Source organism: Roseovarius sp. BRH_c41 (assembly GCF_000961715.1).
Classification (GTDB): Bacteria; Pseudomonadota; Alphaproteobacteria; order Rhodobacterales; family Rhodobacteraceae; genus Roseovarius.
The window spans coordinates 22,703-39,952 of the sequence record NZ_LADY01000025.1 but is presented as its reverse complement, the minus strand read 5'-3'; the positions used below and the strand labels follow the sequence as shown (position 1 = coordinate 39,952).

14 protein-coding genes are annotated in these 17,250 nt (G+C 64.6%); 8 read left to right on the top strand and 6 right to left on the bottom strand.

Annotated elements, in window-relative coordinates; genetic code table 11:
* The first annotated feature begins 34 nt into the window (after positions 1-34).
* Genes VR71_RS08105 through VR71_RS08085 form a run of 5 tightly spaced genes read left to right on the top strand, consistent with a single transcriptional unit; the run spans position 35 to position 6,615 of the window.
* Positions 35-1,672, top strand: a complete 1,638-nt coding sequence (locus VR71_RS08105) for an NAD(P)/FAD-dependent oxidoreductase (RefSeq protein WP_045682827.1) — start codon at positions 35-37, stop codon at positions 1,670-1,672.
* Positions 1,669-3,228 (top strand): NAD(P)/FAD-dependent oxidoreductase, encoded by a 1,560-nt coding sequence (locus tag VR71_RS08100; RefSeq protein ID WP_296430094.1) that lies wholly within the window; start codon positions 1,669-1,671, stop codon positions 3,226-3,228. Before VR71_RS08105 ends, VR71_RS08100 begins: the two co-directional genes overlap by 4 nt.
* On the top strand, positions 3,225-4,397 hold the full coding sequence (locus VR71_RS08095) for an aminomethyltransferase family protein (protein WP_045682823.1): 1,173 nt from the start codon (positions 3,225-3,227) through the stop codon (positions 4,395-4,397). Before VR71_RS08100 ends, VR71_RS08095 begins: the two co-directional genes overlap by 4 nt.
* Before the next feature lie 48 nt (positions 4,398-4,445).
* Positions 4,446-5,825: an aminotransferase gene (locus VR71_RS08090; protein WP_045682821.1), complete on the top strand. Its 1,380-nt coding sequence runs from the start codon at positions 4,446-4,448 to the stop codon at positions 5,823-5,825.
* Entirely contained in the window at positions 5,818-6,615 is a 798-nt protein-coding gene (locus VR71_RS08085; RefSeq protein WP_009819400.1) for a phytanoyl-CoA dioxygenase family protein, read from the top strand. The genes VR71_RS08090 and VR71_RS08085 overlap by 8 nt, the downstream gene beginning before the upstream one ends.
* Here the strand turns inward: VR71_RS08085 and VR71_RS08080 are convergent.
* From VR71_RS08080 to VR71_RS08070, 3 genes are all read right to left on the bottom strand, one after another.
* Positions 6,597-7,193, bottom strand: a complete 597-nt coding sequence (locus VR71_RS08080; RefSeq protein ID WP_296430092.1) for a GNAT family N-acetyltransferase — start codon at positions 7,191-7,193, stop codon at positions 6,597-6,599. The two genes, VR71_RS08085 and VR71_RS08080, sit on opposite strands and share 19 nt — an antisense overlap.
* Positions 7,190-7,969 carry a methyltransferase domain-containing protein gene (locus tag VR71_RS08075; protein ID WP_045682819.1) on the bottom strand — a complete coding sequence of 260 codons (780 nt, stop codon included), beginning with the start codon at positions 7,967-7,969 and terminating at the stop codon, positions 7,190-7,192. Before VR71_RS08075 ends, VR71_RS08080 begins: the two co-directional genes overlap by 4 nt.
* Before the next feature lie 69 nt (positions 7,970-8,038).
* Positions 8,039-8,842 carry a prolyl oligopeptidase family serine peptidase gene (locus VR71_RS08070; RefSeq protein WP_045682817.1) on the bottom strand — a complete coding sequence of 268 codons (804 nt, stop codon included), beginning with the start codon at positions 8,840-8,842 and terminating at the stop codon, positions 8,039-8,041.
* A 182-nt stretch (positions 8,843-9,024) separates the two neighbouring features.
* Between VR71_RS08070 and VR71_RS08065 the strand changes: the two genes are divergently transcribed.
* Positions 9,025-9,420 carry a hypothetical protein gene (locus VR71_RS08065; protein ID WP_045682815.1) on the top strand — a complete coding sequence of 132 codons (396 nt, stop codon included), beginning with the start codon at positions 9,025-9,027 and terminating at the stop codon, positions 9,418-9,420.
* 5 nt (positions 9,421-9,425) lie between these two features.
* Positions 9,426-11,573, top strand: a complete 2,148-nt coding sequence (locus tag VR71_RS08060) for an ATP-binding protein (protein WP_296430090.1) — start codon at positions 9,426-9,428, stop codon at positions 11,571-11,573.
* A gap of 12 nt (positions 11,574-11,585) precedes the next feature.
* Here the strand turns inward: VR71_RS08060 and VR71_RS08055 are convergent, their stop codons facing one another.
* The gene (locus VR71_RS08055) at positions 11,586-13,253 is read right to left on the bottom strand and encodes an NAD+ synthase (protein WP_045682813.1); all 1,668 of its coding nucleotides are present in this window, start codon (positions 13,251-13,253) and stop codon (positions 11,586-11,588) included.
* A gap of 153 nt (positions 13,254-13,406) precedes the next feature.
* Between VR71_RS08055 and VR71_RS08050 the strand changes: the two genes are divergently transcribed.
* Positions 13,407-14,819 (top strand): MORN repeat-containing protein, encoded by a 1,413-nt coding sequence (locus VR71_RS08050; protein ID WP_045682811.1) that lies wholly within the window; start codon positions 13,407-13,409, stop codon positions 14,817-14,819.
* Here VR71_RS08050 and VR71_RS08045 read toward each other — a convergent pair whose 3' ends face one another.
* Both VR71_RS08045 and VR71_RS08040 read right to left on the bottom strand, forming a co-directional pair.
* On the bottom strand, positions 14,820-16,349 hold the full coding sequence (locus VR71_RS08045) for a cryptochrome/photolyase family protein (protein ID WP_045682809.1): 1,530 nt from the start codon (positions 16,347-16,349) through the stop codon (positions 14,820-14,822).
* Positions 16,343-17,008, bottom strand: coding sequence for an SDR family NAD(P)-dependent oxidoreductase (locus VR71_RS08040; protein ID WP_045682807.1), 666 nt, complete (start codon positions 17,006-17,008; stop codon positions 16,343-16,345). The genes VR71_RS08045 and VR71_RS08040 overlap by 7 nt, the downstream gene beginning before the upstream one ends.
* Positions 17,009-17,250: the final 242 nt, after the last annotated feature.

Below are 17,250 nucleotides of genomic sequence, written 5' to 3'. Positions count from 1 at the left end.
CGGGTTTGGCTAGGATGACGACAGGAGCAAAGCCATGCGACCCCAATCCTCATTTGACGCCATCATCATCGGCGCGGGCCATAACGGGCTGACTGCCGCCGCGTATCTGGCACGCGCCGGCCGTCAGGTGCTGGTGGTGGAGAAGAACGACTGGATCGGCGGCGCGGCGGTCAGCCGCTCGCTGCACGAAGGCTGGACCTATTCCAACTGCTCTTATGTCTGCTCGCTCCTGCGGCGCGAGATTGTGCGCGATCTCGACCTGCCGAAATACGGCCTACAGGTGATCCCCTATGAGGGCGGGGCCAGTTTCACGCCGGACGGCGATTATTTCGCCTATTACTCGGATCACCACGCCCTGCACCGGGAAATGGCGCGCCATTCGCCCCGCGATGCCGATGCCTATCCGCGCTATGCGCAGAAGATCCTGCGGCAATGCCGGTTCATCCGCCCGTTTCTGTTGCGCGACGCACCGGATCCAGCTTCGCTCCACCCCCGCGATCTGGGCGAGATGGCCTATATGGTGAAACAGGCGCATGGGCTGGGGCGGCGCGAACTGGCTGAAACCCTGCGGTTCTGGACCATGTCGATCGGCGACCTTCTGGACGAGCATTTCGAGAGCGATCTGATCAAGGCGCATCTGGCCGGGTCGGGTATCATCGGGACGGGCTTGGGTGTCTATTCACCGGGCACCGCCTATGTGCTCTTGCATCATTACATGGGCGATATCGACGGCGGCATCGGAGCCTGGGGCTTTGCCCGGGGCGGCATGGGGGCGATTTCCGCGGCACTTGGCGCGGCCTTTGAGGCGGCGGGCGGCACCATCCATGTCGGCGCGGGTGTTGCGCAAATCCTCGTGAAGGAGGGCCGCGTGACCGGCGTGGCGCTGGAGGATGGACGCGAGTTTCACGCGCCGGTCGTGGCCTCGAACATGGATGTGAAACGCACGTTTCTAAACCATGTCGAGCGCGCTGCCCTGCCCGAGGACTTCACCCGCGCGGCGGAGCGGTTCAAGATCCGCGGCTCCTCGGCCAAGCTCAACATCGCACTCGACCGCCTGCCCGCCTTTCCCGCCGCGCCCGCGCATGCCAGCTTTCTGCGCGGCGATCTGCATGTGTCCCAAAGCCTCTGGGAGTTGGAGCGCGCCTATGACGACTGGAAGGCCGGACGCTGGTCGGCGCGCCCCTATATCGACATGCTGATCCCCAGCCAGATCGACCCGACCATGGCCCCAACCGGCAGTCATATGATGACGGTCTTTGTGCAATATGCGCCCTATGATCTCGCGGCCGAGGGCCAGCGCAGCGGCCAGAACTGGACGGACACCGCGCGGCACGCGCTGGCCGAGACCGTCTTGGACCAGATTACCATCGCCTGCCCGGATATCCGCGACCGCATTCAGCATATGGAGGTCCGCTCGCCCTTGGAGTTGGAGACGGAGGTGGGGTTGACCGAGGGCAATATCTTTCAGGGCGAGTTGACCTTTGATCAGCTCTTCTTCAACCGCCCCGTGCCGGGCTATTCCGGCTATGGCTCGCCCATCGCGGGCCTCTATCTCTGCGGCTCATCCGCCCATCCGGGCGGCGGGGTGATGGCGGCACCGGGGGCCAATGCCGCCCGCGCGATCCTGCGCCGCGAATGGCCCCGCGCCCCGCGCAAGGGCTATGCGGCATGAGCGCCACCCGGACCTTTGATGCCATCGTGATCGGTGGCGGGCTGAATGGTCTGGCGGCGGCGGGGGTGCTGGCGCGGTCGGGGCAATCGGTTTGCGTGCTGGAACGCGCACCGCATCTGGGCGGTCTGGCCGCCCCCGATGCCAGCGGCGCGCCGCGCATGGCGCATCTGCTCTATAATCTCAGCCCTGTGGTGCGGCGCGATCTGGGGCTGGGTGCACGCGATTGGCCGTTCAAAACCGTGGCCTTGCCCACTATCGCGCTCTCCGAGGATGGGCGTCATGTGGTCACACAAGGCGCAAAGGCCCGCTTTGCCGATGGCGGCACCCATCCAGATGCGGCGGGTTTTGCGGCGCTCCACCAACGCCTGACCTCCTATGCCGCGCTGTTGCGACAGTTGGCCGAGGCGGCCCCACCAGGGAGCGATGCGCCGCTCCTCTCATCCGCACGGCTGAAAGAGGTCTTGCGTCTGGGCCGGGTCGGTCTTGGCCTGCGGCGCATGGGCAAACCCGAAATGCGGCGGTTCCTGCAAATCCTGCTGTCGAATGCCTATGATCTCATTCTTGATGACATCCCCGATAGCCCCCTTGCGGGCCTTTTGGCGGCTGATGCCGTGCGCGGCGCGGCGGCGGGACCGCGCGCGCCCGGCACGGTCTTTGGCCTCCTTTACCGCATGGGGCATGGCGGTGGGGCAAGCCTGCCAATGGGCGGCATGGCGGCGGTGATCGACGCCTTCGCCGGGGCCGCACGACAGGCTGGGGCGGTGATCGAGACAGGCTGCGGCGTGGCGCGTATCCTGACCGATCAGGACCGCGTGACCGGCGTGATCAGCGACCGGGGCGAAACACTGAATGCCGCCCGTGTCCTGAGCAGCGGCGGGGCGCGGATCACCGCAGAGATGGCCGGGTTGGCGCATTTCGACATCGAAGCATCCCGCCGACTGCGCCATATCCGCGCGCGCGGCACGGTGGCCAAGATCAACCTGACGCTTTCCTCTCTGCCCGCGATCCCCGGCCTGCCCGATGATCTGCTCTCGGCCCGCATGGTGATCGCGCCCTCCGCCACCTATGTCGAAGAGGCGTTCAACCCGTCGAAATACCGCGAAATATCGCCCCATCCCGTGATCGAGGCGCTCTTGCCCGGTCAAACGGACCCCGCACAACGGGGTGCGCAGGGCCACGCCCTCTCTCTCATCGTGCAATATGCGCCGGTCGATCTGGCGGGGGGCTGGCATGCGGCGGCGCGTGATACGCTGCTCCAGACCACGCTAAAGACGCTCAACCGCTACGCCCCCGGCCTGCCCGACCTTGTGACCGGGGTAGAGGTGATCCCGCCCGATCAGATCGAAGCCGAGACCGGCGCGCCGGGTGGGCATTGGCACCACGCGGAAATGAGCCTTGATCAGCTTCTCACCCTGCGCCCCGCCATTGGCATCGGGCGCTATGGGATGGGTCCATCGGGGCTCCTCCTCTGTGGCGCCTCCGCCCATCCCGGCGGCGATCTGATGGGGCTGGCGGGGCGCAACGCGGCGCAGGCAGCCCTGAGAGGCACGCCATGAGCATCGCCACCGATCCCAAGCTGGGCCTGATCGACGGGCCGGTGCATTCGCGCCTTGCCGCGCTCAACCGGGCGCAGGGCTGGTATGGCTGGGCCGGATATGCGGCCCCGTCCATGCTCGACACGGTCGAGTTCGAATATTTCGCCCTGCGCAATCAAGCCTCGCTCTTTGATATCTCGCCCATGCACAAATACCGCATCACCGGGCCGGACGCGGCGCGCGTGCTCAACCGTCTCGTCACCCGCGACGTGGCCAAAATTGCGACAGGCCGGGTCGGCTATGCGCTCTGGTGCGACGAAGAGGGGATGGTGATCGACGATGGCACGCTCTTTCACCTTGGGTCGGAGGATTGGCGGCTGTGCTGTCAGGAGCCGATGCTGACATGGCTGTTGGAGGCGGCATGGGGCTTTGACGCAGACATTCTTGACGAGAGCCGAGAGATTGCCGGGCTGGCCCTGCAAGGGCCGACCGCCTTTGCGGTGCTGTGCGCGGCGGGGCTCGATGTGGCAAATCTGCGCCCCTTCGATCTGGCCGAGGTGGAGCCGGGGCTGATGATCTCGCGCACCGGGTTCACCGGCGATCTCGGATACGAGCTTTGGACGGCGTGGGGCGATGCCCTGCCCCTCTGGGACCGCCTCTGGCAGGCGGGCGATAATCTCGGGCTGCGCGCCATCGGGTATGAGGCGGTGAATATCGCCCGGATCGAGGCGGGATTCATGGTCGCGGGCGTCGACTTTCAGCCCGCCCATGCCACGGAACGCCTGCACCGGGGGCACACCCCCCTAGAGTTGGGCCTTGGCCCCATGGTCGATCTCACCAAGGGGCATTTCAACGGTCGCCGCGCGCTCTCGGCCACCAAGCCCCGCAGCCTCTTGATGCGGCTCGATGTCGAGGGGTTCAAACCGGCGCAGGGCGCGCTGGTCTATCAGGCCAAGCGCCGTGAGGTGGGGCATGTCACCTCGGGCGTCTGGTCCCCCACCGCCAAGCGCAACATCGCCCTCGCTCATGTGCAGATGCCCTATGCGGCGCGGCATCCGAGCACCCTCTGGGCCGAGATTTACACGCTGGAAGAGGGCCGGTGGGATCGGCGCATGGCGCGGCTGACGCCGGTCAATGCAGCCTTTTTCCGCCCGCCCCGCGCCCGCGCTACCCCGCCCGGCCAGACCTGATCTTACCAGACCTGATCTGACCAGACCTGACTTCAGACGGAGACGACCATGAACACGCACGCCAATACCCCCGCCCCCGATGACCTGACCCTCTTGGACCGCCGGCACAACCTGCACCCCTGGACGGGCATCCGCGACTGGCGCAAGTCTGATCTCTTGCGGGTCAACACCGCGCAGGGCATCCATATCTGGGACAGCACGGGCAAGCGCCATATCGACGGGCCGGGGGGCATGTGGTGCGTGCAGATCGGCTATGGCCGGGCCGAGATGGCCGAGGCGATCGCAGCACAGGCCATGGCGATGCCCTATGCCTCGCCCTGGTCCTTTACCACCGAGCCCGCCGCCCTCTTGGCGCGCAAACTGGCGGAGCTGACCCCCGGCGATCTCAACACCGTGCATTTCACCACCGGCGGCTCGACCGCCGTCGATACCGCCATCCGCGTCATGCAGTTCCTCAACAACCGGCTGGGCCGCCCGGACAAGAAAATCGTGCTGTCACGCGAAAAGGCCTATCACGGCTCGACCTATCTGGCGGCAACCATGACGGGCAAGGAACGCTTCAAGACAAGGTTCGACAAGGCCGATGATCTGGTGCGGTTCCTGCCAGATGTGAACCCCTACCGCCGCCCCGCAGGCATGAGCGTGGCGGATTGGGGTGATCTCAAAATCGCCGAGTTCGAGCAGACGATCGCAGAGGTTGGCCCCGACCGCATCGGCGCCTTTATCGCCGAACCGATCCTGTGTTCCGGCGGCGTTGTCGTGCCGCCCTCCGGCTATCACCAACGCACCCATGAGATCTGTCGCAGGCACGACATCCTCTATATCTCGGACGAGGTTGTGACCGGCTTTGGCAGGCTTGGCCATTGGTTCGCCTCTGAGGATGTGTTCGGGTTCACCCCCGATATCATCACCTGCGCCAAGGGTCTCACCTCGGGCTATGTGCCGCTGGGGGCCTGCATCCTGTCCGATGCGCTGATGGAGCGCTTGGCGGGGGTGGAGGGCGATGATGTGTTCTACAACGGCTATACCTATTGCGGACACCCCGTGGCCTGCGCCGCGGCGCTCAAGAACATCGAGATCATCGAGCGCGAGGATATTCTCGCCCATGTCCGCCGCATCACCCCGCAGTTTCAGGCGCGGTTGCGCAGCATCGGCGAGAGGTTCGACATCGTCGGCGACGCGCGCGGCATGGGTCTCTTGGGCTGTCTCGAATGTCGGCCCGACCTCAGCGACGAAAGCTACGCCAAACATCTGCAATTCGGCGCCAAGCTCGATGCCGCCTGCGAGGCGCGCGGCCTCTTGCTGCGCCCCTACGGCAATATGGCGGTGTTTTCACCGCCATTGATCATCACCACAGAGGAGATAGATGAAATGTTCGATATCATGGAGGCGGGGCTGACCCAACTCAGCGCCGAATACAATGGTTGAGGTCGCGCGCCTGACGGCAGATGCCGACGCGGACCTTGTCGCCGACACCCTGCTCAGGGATGGCGGCGTGGTGGTCAATGCGGTGGCGGGATCCGCGCTGCTGGACCGCATCACCGCCGATCTGCGCGGCCCGTTCGACGCGCAGGGGCATAAGTTCGCCAATGATTTCAACGGCTACAAGACCCGACGTCTGGGCAGCATCCTCAAGATTTCCGAGGCGGCGGCGGATGTTCTGGCACATCCTCTGGTCATGCAGGTGGCCGACCGCGTGCTCAAGCGCCACTGCGTCAATTACCGCATCGGCTCGTCCACCGCGATCGAGATCCTGCCGGGGGAAAAGCCGCAGGTGCTGCACCGCGACGATGATTTCTATCCGATCCGCATTCCGGGCGTGGAGTTTCAGCTCTCGGCCATGTGGGCGCTGGATGATTTCACCGCTGAGAATGGCGCGACGCGCGTCGTGCCCGGCTCGCAGGATCTGCGCCCGATCAAGAGCATCACCGAGGATCAGATCACGCAAGCCGTGATGCCGCGCGGCTCGGTGCTGTTTTACCTTGGGGCCACGGTGCATGCGGGCGGGGCCAACCGCTCGAACGCGCCGCGCAAGGGGTTGATCACCACCTATTCGCTGGGCTGGCTCAGGCAGGAGGAAAACATGTATCTCTCGGTGCCCAAATCCAAGGCCGATGCCTATCCCGACGCCGTGCGCCGCCTGTTGGGCTATCAGGGCCACGGGCGCAATCTGGGCGTCTACCCCGGCGATCCCGATGGCTATTGGTTCGACGCCTGAGCCTGCCATTCGGCGCGGGTCATCTCGAACCATGCCACGTCACTGGCATAGGCGCGCGCCGGACCGCAATCGCGCAGTCTGCATTTGCGCAGCACATGTTGCGAGGCGGAATTGTCCGGATCGGTGCAGGCCACGACCTGCGCCAATGCCGTCTGCTCAAACGCAAAACGCAGCAGGCGGGCGCAGATTTCGGTGGCAAAACCCTGTCCCCATGCGCCGGGCTTGAGCAGATATCCGACCTCAATCGCCGCCTCGGGATAGGTGTCGGGTACCAATTGCGCCCAGTCCGGCTCCTCGGTCTCAATCGGGATCGGCGTCAGCACGCCATCGCCGATTTTCTCGCCGGTGGCACGGTCCTGCACGCACCATATGCCCAGCCTCCCACCCGCGCCGCGCCGCCGCGCGTTGGCCATGTGGGCGCGCGCCTGTGCCTCGGTCAGCGTCTCACCGACAAATCGCATCACTTGCGGATCACATAGCAGCGCAACGCATAGATCCTCGTCCTCATCCGCCCAAGGACGCAAGGACAGGCGCGGCGTGTCGAGCACCAGCGCCTCTGGCTCTATTGGTGCGATCATCCCGGCTTGCGACCTCGGATGTGATGGGGACAATGCTCGCCCGATTGAATGACCGGCACCATCGCGGTCCATGTCTCGATCTGATGCGCGATAAAGTCCGGCCCATGCCGCGCCTCCCATGTCGCGCGGCGCGGGCCGGAGAGCTCCTGCAATTCCGCCGCTGCCACCTCGGCATACCACGGGCTGCGGTCGACCAGAGCGACATCGCCAAACCCCGCCGCCGCCAGCGCCGCGCGGTAGCGCGCTGGCGACGCCATGGCGAAATCGAGCGCCTCAAGGGCTATGTAATGCGCCATCTCGGGCGACGGCGCGCCGTCATGTGCGCGCAACCAGTCCGAGGCGGCAAAGATGCCACCCGGCTTCAACACGCGAAACACCTCCTGTGCCAGCGCCTCTTTGTCGGGGATATGGATGATCGAATCCTTGGAAAACACCACGTCAAAGCTCTGATCCGGATAGGGAAACGGCCCCGGCGTGACCTTGTCTATGGTGATCCGTTCGGTCAGCCCTGCGGCATCGGCCCGGGCGCGCGCGGCGGCACAGACCGGGTCTTCGACGTCGATGCCCGTGACATGCGCCGCGCCGTGGTCGCGCACCATGAGCACCGCAATCGCCCCCGAGCCACAGCCGATGTCGAGCACCTTGGCGCCTGTCAGATCGACACCATCGAGCACCCGCGCCACTTCTTCCGGGCCACCGGGGGACAGAAATCCCTCGCCCCAGAGCTCCTCGAGAAAGCCGATATGGCTCTGATCATAGAGAATATCTTCTGACATGCGTCGCCCCCGACTGAATACCCATTCAGCCGAGTATTTCGCGAATAAGCCCCTCAGACAAGCCCCGCCTCAGAGTTGCCCCGCCGCCTGCAACCGATCCCACGCAAAGCGCAGATAGCTGCTGCGAAACGAATGCCCGCCCGGATGCAGGCAGAAATCGAGCACGTCGCCCGTGGGATTGCGGCGGTTCTGACACTCGAGATCCTCGAATTCCGTTTCGCCATTCGGGCGGAATCCACCCAGCGCCTGATACATGTCCAACGATTCGGCCACATCGCCCTGGCGCGTCTCCAGAATGGGCCGCCCGGCCAAGGGCACCGTCGGATCAGTCGTGCCGTGAATATGCACCAGGCTCGCCGCAGGCGTGGCGCAGGTCTCGGGCGGTTTCATCCAGAAGGTGCCGGAAATCGCGGCAAAGCCCGCGAACCGCTCTGGCATGGTGCAGGCGAGGTTCCAGACCATCATGCCGCCTGCGGAAAATCCCGCCGCCATCAACCGCTTGGTATCAATCGGAAACCGCCGCGCGGCATCCTCGATCACCGCCTCGACATAGCGGAATTCCACCGATCCGTCGCTGTCCATATGGCGTGGCGCATAGGGAATCACCCAATCGTCATCGGCGGATTTGAGCGCGATCAGCGCGAGCCCCATGTCCGACACCATCCGGCGCAGGTTCTGATTCTGCATCACCGCCGCCGCCGACCCGCGATAGCCATGGGCATAGACCACCGCCCCCACCGGGCCGCCCGTCTGCCCTTCGGGCATGGCAATGCGGTAATGCCGGTCGCCAAGCTGACAATCGGTATCCGGCCCGCAGGCCAGCGCGGGCCCCGTAAGTGCCGCCAACGTCAGCAAAATTGCAAAAACTCGCATCGCACCCTCCTGAAACCGACTGGCTCTAATCTGTGCCTAACCCTGACAGAGACAAGTCACAAGCGCGTGGCGCGTGTCCCCTGCTCACGCGGTTGTGATCGGAGTGCCCGGCGCGGATCAACCCTTTGGTAACGTCAATGCGCTTGGATGGGTGCAAAGCTGCCCGATGACGGAGATGCCGCATGACACGATTAGCCCTCTTCGCCTTGCTGGCGCTCAGTCTGTTTTCCGGGACCGGCGCTCAGGCGCAATCGCTGACAGAGGTGCGCACCCAGCTTCAGGCGGCGCTGCAACGCAGCCTGAGCCGGTCGATGATGGATGGCGCGCTGCCGCATCTCGACCTGACCACCGGGCAATTGACCAAATTCTACCCGACCGAGAACCACGAGATCATCCTCAAGATGGAGGAGGTCTATGTGATGTGCGCCACCCTCCTCGGCCCCGATGGCAAAGAGGTGCCGGTGGATTACTACATCACGCAGAGCGGCGGAAGGTATGGCGTGATCCGGACCGAGATCGACAATCGCACCCCGCTCAAGGCGCTGATGGACGCGGGCCGCGCCACCCGGCTGGAGTGACCCCGATGGCCATGAGGGATGGGGCGGCGCTGCGCACGCCGACGCTGGGGCTGTATCTCAAGCTGACGGCCGTCATGGTCCCGACCTTCTTGCTCTTTGCCGCCTCTGGCCTCTTGTGGCTGAGCGAAAAGAACCTCTTGCGCAGCGAAGAGGCGATGGCCATGCGCATCGGCAATGCCACATCACGGCTGGGGGGCGCGCTGGAGCGCTTCAGCGATCAGGGCGATGGCACGGTGGATTGGGCAAGCCCCTATGTCACCGACCTCATGCAGACGCTGCTGGGCGATCCCGCAATCCGCTGCGTGGAATTGGTGGACCCGGCCAATCGCGCCGTGCTGGCGGTGGTGCCCGAGGGGCTGGGTTGTCAGGGGGCCGATACCGCGGTCTCGCTGCCCTATGAGGTGTTTTCCTGGCCCATCACCGAGCTTGTCACCCGCTTTGACGAGCGCGAGATTGCGACCGTCAAACGCTATCAGCGCGATTTCCTGCTCTTGCTGCTGGCGGGCGGCATCCTCATTGCCGCGCTTGCCAATTGGCTCTCGTTCCGGGTCATCGTGGGCCGCCCGCTGCGCCGCCTCATCACCCGGCTGGAAGAGGCGCGCGAGGTGGCGGTGATCGCCAACGATGCGAAATCCGATTTCCTCGCCAAGATGAGCCATGAGATCCGCACGCCGATGAACGGCATCATCGGCATGGCCGACATGCTCTCGGAAACCGATCTGACCCCGGAACAGGACAGCTATGTCAGCACAATGGTCCGCTCGGGCGATGCCCTTTTGACCATCATCAACGACATTCTCGATTTCTCCAAGATCGAGGCGGGCAAGCTCACGCTCGCCTCCGAGCCCTACCGCCTGCGCGAGATTGTCGAGGATGTGACGCAACTTCTCGCCCCGCTGGCCGCGCGCAAGGGGCTGATGCTCTATTCCGATGTCGCGCCCGACCTGCCCGAAATCATGCTCGGCGATGCCGGGCGATTGCGCCAGATCCTTGTGAACATCGCGGGCAATGCGGTGAAATTCACGCTGGAGGGCCATGTCGCCCTGCGCGCCAGCGCCGGCGGCCCCGGCCAGATCGTGATCCGCGTCCATGACAGCGGCGCGGGCATTCCATCGGATCAACAGGACAAGGTCTTTACCGCTTTTGAGCAGGTGGACAACACCGCCACCCGCAGCTTTGGTGGCACCGGCCTTGGCCTTGCGGTCAGTCGCCAGTTGGTGACGCTGATGGGCGGCACGCTGACGCTCCATTCCCGCGAGAGCCATGGCACGCGGTTTGACATCACCCTGCCGCTGATCCCGCAAGAAAGCGGCGGGCGGGGCCTGCGCGCCACGCCTCTGGCGCAGCCCGGTCTGGATGCGCCGGTGATCTGGCTGCTTGATCCCTGCGCCGACCGCCGTGCCGGGATCGCCGCCCCGCTCACCCATCTCGGGGCCCGCGTGATCGCAGGGGGGAGCGTCGCCGATATGCCCGCTGCGGCCAAGCCGGCGCTCATCCTGCGCGATGACCGGGTGGCTGACGGTGATCTGACCGAGGGGGCAACGCCACAGATCCTGCTGTCCGACCGCGCCGTTGCCCCCTCGGATGCCATCCGCTCCGTGCTGCGCAAACCGCTGCGCCACGCGCTTTTGATCGAGGCGGCGCGCGCCGCCCTCAACGGCCTTCTCACAGCACTTCCGTGCGAGCCCGCGCCCGCGCGCCTCGCGGGGAACTGGGCCGAGAACTGGGCCGAGGGGCTGCACATCCTTGGCGTCGATGACAACGCCACCAACCGCCTTTTGCTCGAGCGCTATTTTGCCCGCTCCGGCGCGCAGCTCCGCCTTGCCGCGAGCGGTGCCGAAGCGGTGGCGCTCTATGGCGCGGCCCCTGCCGATCTGGTGCTGATGGATGTCTCGATGCCCGGTATGGACGGCTATCAGGCGACCGGCCTGATCCGCACGCAAGAGGCGGCGCAGGATCTGCCGCCCGCGCATGTGGTGGCCGTGACCGCCAATGTGCTCGAGCAACACCGGCAAGAGGCGCATCTGGCGGGCATGGACGGCTTTCTTGGCAAACCGCTGCGCAAGGCCGATCTTATCGCCTATATCGCCCGCCTGCGTGAGAGCGGCGATCTCATGCCGCGCCCCGCCGCACATCGCCCCGCCGCCGAATAACCCGAGTCGCGCTCAGCCCTCTCCCGATCCGTCCCGCCAGCGATTGACGATCGGATAGCGGCGATCGAGCCAAAAGGCCCGATGGCTCAGCCGCGTGCCGGGGGCGGCCTGAAACCGCTTGTACTCGCTGATGTAGAGAAGGTGTTCGACCCGCTTGGCATCGCCGAGCGTGTAGCCCGCCGCCACACAATCCGAAATCGAGCCGTCCTGATCGACCAGAATGTCCAGAATGCCGTCCAACACCGGATAGTCGGGCAACGAATCGCTGTCCTTTTGATCGGCGCGCAATTCCGCACTGGGCGGTTTGTCGATCACCCGCGCGGGGATCACCACGCCCGCGCCGCCCATCATCCAGTCGCGATGCTGGGCATTCCGCCAGCGGCAAATCTCGAACAGCCGCGTCTTGTAGAGATCCTTGATCGGGTTATACCCCCCCGCCATATCGCCATAAATGGTGGCATAGCCCACCGCCACCTCGGATTTGTTGCCCGTGGTCAGCAGCATCTCGCCAAACTTGTTGCTGAGCGCCATCAGCAAGAGCCCGCGCAGGCGCGACTGGATATTCTCCTCGGTGAGATCCGGGTCTATACCGTCAAAGAGGGGGGCCAGCGTCGCCGTGATCGCCGCACGCCCGGCATCAATCGGCACGAAATCATAGCGGCAGCCCAAATTTTCCGCGACAGCCTTGGCATCCTCCAGCGACTCGGGCGAGGTAAATTCCGACGGCAACATCACGCAGCGGACGTTCTTCGCCCCCACCGCATCGACGGCAATCGTCGCCACAATGGCGCTGTCGACCCCGCCCGAAAGGCCCAGCAAGACCTTTGAAAACCCGGATTTGCGCAGATAGTCGCGCAAGCTGAGAACCATCGCGGTATAATCCTGCTCCAGATCATCCGGCAGATGCGCCAGAACGCCCGGAGCCGCGCGCCAGCCCTCCGGTCCCCGCTCCAGATCGACATGCACCACCGCCTCTTGGAACATCGGCAGTTGCACCGCCAGCGCCCCACCGGGGTTAAGCACGAAAGAGCCGCCATCGAACATCTGATCGTCTTGCCCGCCCACCATGTTGAGGTAGATGAGCGGCAAGCCGGTCTCGATCACCCGCGCCACCATCATGTTCTGGCGCAGGTCCATCTTGTTGCGGTAATGCGGCGATCCATTGGGCACGAGCAGGATTTCGGCCCCGGTCTCGGCCAATGTCTCGGCCACATCCTCGTGCCAGGCATCTTCACAAATCGGGCTGCCGATCCGCACACCTGCCACCGTATAGGGCCCCGCCACCGGCCCGCTCTCATAGAGCCGCACCTCGTCGAACACGGTCTCATTGGGCAGGTGATGCTTGAGCACGCGGGCGCGCACCGCCCCCCCCTGCAAGACGTAATAGGCGTTAAACAGCCCAACACCGTCGAGTGCCGGGCCGCCAATCGCCAGCGCCGGACCCTCGGCGCAGTCGCGCGCCAGCGCCTCGATCGTTGCGATCGCAGCCTGATGAAATGCGGGCTTTCGCACCAGATCCTGCGTGTTGTAACCGGTGATGAACATTTCCGGCAGCGCCACCAGATCGGCCCCCGCCGCGCGTCCCTCTTGCCATGCCGCACGCGCCATGCGCGCATTGCCTGCCAGATCCCCCACCGTCGGGTTCAACTGCGCCAATGTCAGGCGAAACCTGTCACCCATGTCCGTGCCCTCTGCTTATCCTCGGGCCTGATGTAGCAGATCGCCGCCGGAGGGAAAGACGATTTGGCCAAAACCCGTTGTCAGCCCCTGCCCCGTCCTCTAGATTTGGCGCAGCCGCCGTATCATCGGGCGGGATCGGGCATCGGGGCAGATATGAACTTTTCGCGCACAAGAGCCATCCTTCTGGGCATTGCCCTCAGCGCCGCCAGCATGGCCGCCGCTCAGGACGCCGAGGTCCAGACCAAGCAATATGACGATGGTGGCATCTATGAGGGCACGTTCAAGGACGGGCTGCAACATGGCACCGGCACCTATACCCTGCCCAATGGCTATGAATATACCGGCGACTGGGCCGAGGGTGAAATTCGCGGCACGGGTGTCGCCCGCTTTCCCAATGGCTCGGTCTATGAGGGCGAATTTGCGCGCGGCAAACCCAATGGCATCGGCAAGATCGTGTTCACCGACGGCGGCACCTATGAGGGCGCGTGGGAGGATGGCAAGATCACCGGCCAAGGTGTGGCAATCTACGCCAATGGCGTGCGCTATGAGGGCGGTTTTCTCAATGCGATGCACCACGGACGTGGCCGGATGCAGAGCCCGGGCGGCTATATCTATGACGGCGATTGGGTCAATGGTGTCAAGGAAGGCATGGCCAAGATCACCTATCCCGATGGCGCCGTTTACGAAGGCGCGGTTGCGCGCGGCGCGCGCGAGGGGATTGGCACGCTGACCATGCCCGACGGGCTGATCTACGAGGGCACATGGCGCGCCGGAGAGATTGACGGCAAGGGCAAGCTCACCCAGCCCAATGGCGATATCTATGAGGGCGATCTTGTCGCGGGGCGGCGCGAAGGCATGGGCCGCGTCACCTATGAGAATGGCGATCTCTATGAGGGTGCCTTCAAGGATGACCGCCGCCACGGTCAGGGCACGTTTACCGGCACCGATGGCTATCTCTATGAGGGCGAATGGGTCGCGGGCAAAATCTCGGGTCAGGGGCGCGTGACCTATCCCGATGGCTCGGTCTATGAGGGGCAGTTCCGCGACGATCTCGCCAATGGCGAAGGGCGCATCACATACCCTGACGGCTCCACCTATGAAGGATCATGGGTCGGCGGCGTGATCGAGGGCACGGGGCGTGCAACCTACCCCAATGGTCTCGTCTATGAGGGCGAGTTCGAGAATGCCCGCAACCATGGCACAGGGGTCATGACCTACCCCGACGGCTATCGCTATGAGGGCGACTGGCAGGACGGTCAACGCCACGGCACCGGCACCGCGAGCTATCCCGATGGCACGATCTATGTCGGAGAATTCGTCGACGGTCAGCGCCACGGGCAGGGCAAGATCACCATGCCCGATGGCTTTGTCTATGAGGGCGAATGGCAGACCGGCGAAATCTCGGGGCGCGGCGTGGCCACCTACACCAATGGCGATGTCTATGAGGGCATGTTCCGCGCCGGCAAACGGCAGGGCGAAGGCACCATGCGCTATGCCAGCGGTCAAGAGGCCAGCGGCACATGGGACGACGGGGCCCTGTCCGAAAACACCACCCAGACCGAGTGATCAGACGGGTCGGCCTGCGTCCAGATCGCCCAGCACCCGCGCGGCCCCGTCCAGAACGGCCGCGCGCCGTGTCTCCTCCATCTTGTCCCATGTGCGGTAAACCGGCCCCATGCGCGGATTACGCCCGAATCGCCCCCTGTGCCGGATCAGGAAATCCCAATAGAGCAGGTTAAAGGGACAGGCGTTCTCGCCGGTCTTCTCCTTGACCGAATAGGCGCAGGACCGGCAGTAATCCGACATCTTGTCGATATAATTGCCAGAGCTCACATAGGGTTTGCTGGCAATGATGCCGCCATCGGCAAACTGGCTCATGCCGATCACATTCGGGGCCTCGACCCATTCAAAGGCATCGGCATAGACCGCCAGATACCACTCATGCACCTGCGCGGGGTCAATCCCGGCTAGAAGCGCGAAATTGCCCGTCACCATCAGCCGTTGAATGTGATGCGCATAGGCCTCTTTTGCCGTCGTCCCAACCGCATGGGCAACACAGGTCATGCGCGTCTCGCCCCCCCAGAACATCGCGGGCAAGTCGCGCCTGTGCCCGAGCGCGTTGCGCGTCACATAGTCAGGCCCCTCGCGGAAATAGAGACCGCGCATGTATTCGCGCCAGCCGATCACCTGCCGGATATAGCCTTCGGCGGCATTGATCGGCACCCGGCCTGCTTGCCATTCCTCTACAACACGGGCGCAGATATCGGTCGGGCTGAGCAGGCCGATGTTCATGTAGATCGAAATCACCGAATGATGCAGAAACGCATCCCCTTCCAGCATGGCATCCTGCGTGTCACCAAACCCCGGCAGCAGATGCCGCGCGAAATGGTCAAACGCCTGCGCCGCGTCGGCCCGTGTCACTCCAAACCAGAACGGATGCAACGCGCCAAAATGCTTGCCAAACCGCGCCTCGACCAGATCGAGCACCTCCGCCGTGATCGCATCCGGCTCAAACTGCAGCGGCCCCTCGCGCAGCAGGTCCGCCTGCGCACGTTTGCGGTTGTCATGGTCAAAATTCCACTTGCCCCCCGCCGGTTGGTCGCCCTCCATCATCAGCCCGGTCTTGCGCCGCATCTCGCGGTAAAAATACTCCATCCGCAATTCCTTGCGGCCCTCGGCCCATCGGTCGAACTCCTCCAATGAACAGATGAACCGATCATCGGGCAGTTGCCGCACCGTCAAAGGGGCATCCGATAGGGCCTCGATCAGCCGCCATTCCCCCGGCTGCGTGGCGATCACCTCGCCTGCACCGTACTCCTCTGCCCGCCGGATCAACTCCCCGACAATCGACGGCATGGCCTCGGGATCGTCCAGCCGCGTATAGGCCACCTGCCAGCCATCGGCCTGTAACTCATGCGCGAAATGCCGCATCGCCGACAGGATGAGCGCGATTTTCTTGGGATGGTGCGGCACATAGCTGCCCTCGTCCATCACCTCGGCCATGACCACCACGTCGCGTGCCTTGTCCGCCGCGCGCAGCGCCGATAGATCAAGGCTCAGTTGATCCCCCAGCACCAAAATCAGCCGTGTTACCATGGCACGGGTTTCCCCTGCCAATCAAAGAACCCACCGCTCGCCTCGGGCCGCAACCCGTCGATGACGCGCAGCAGGTTTTCCGCCGCCTCTGCCGCAGGCACCGCCGGATGTCGCCCGAGATATTTGCGGGTAAACGCGGTCTCGACCGTGCCCGGATGCAGCGCCACGCAGATCGCCCCCCGGTGACTGCGCACCAGTTCAATTGCGCCAGTATGGATCATCTGATTGAGCGCCGCCTTGGCGGTGCGATAACTGTACCAGCCCCCAAAATTATTGTCGCCAATCGAGCCCACCCGCGCAGAAAGCGCCGCAAAGACCGCCCGCCCCTCGCGCGGCAAGAGCCGGACACTGTGCTTGAGCACCAAGGACGGCCCGACGCAATTGAGCGCGAATTGATCCAGCATCGCCTGCGCGCTCACCTGCCGCAGCGCCTTTTCCGGCTCCGCCCCGGCAATCTCCAACGCGCCTGTTGCGACCAGTATCAACTCATACGGCCCCTCAAGCCGCCCAAGCGCCGCCGCAATCGACCCCTCATCGGTCAGATCAATCCCATCGCCGCTCCGCGACAGGCCCGTGACCATTACACCACGCGCCTGCAAGGCGGCGCTCACCGCGCGCCCGATCCCGCCAGAGGCCCCTATGATCAATGCCTTATCCATGCGCCAGACCTAGCCGAAGCCCGCGCCGCTTCAACCCCGATCACCCGTGCAATTTCGGGGTTTTCATCGCCGCACGGCATGCCTATAGTTTCGCCCATGTTGATGCAGGATCATAACACGCCCTTGCCCCACGCCCTCCGGCGTGCCGCTCGGGCTGTCCTGCTAGGCCTAAGCCGCCTCTGAGCGTGCCGTCTTGGCGCGACCGCTCAGAGGATGTGCCGTTTCGCGCCGCAGGCTTAGGA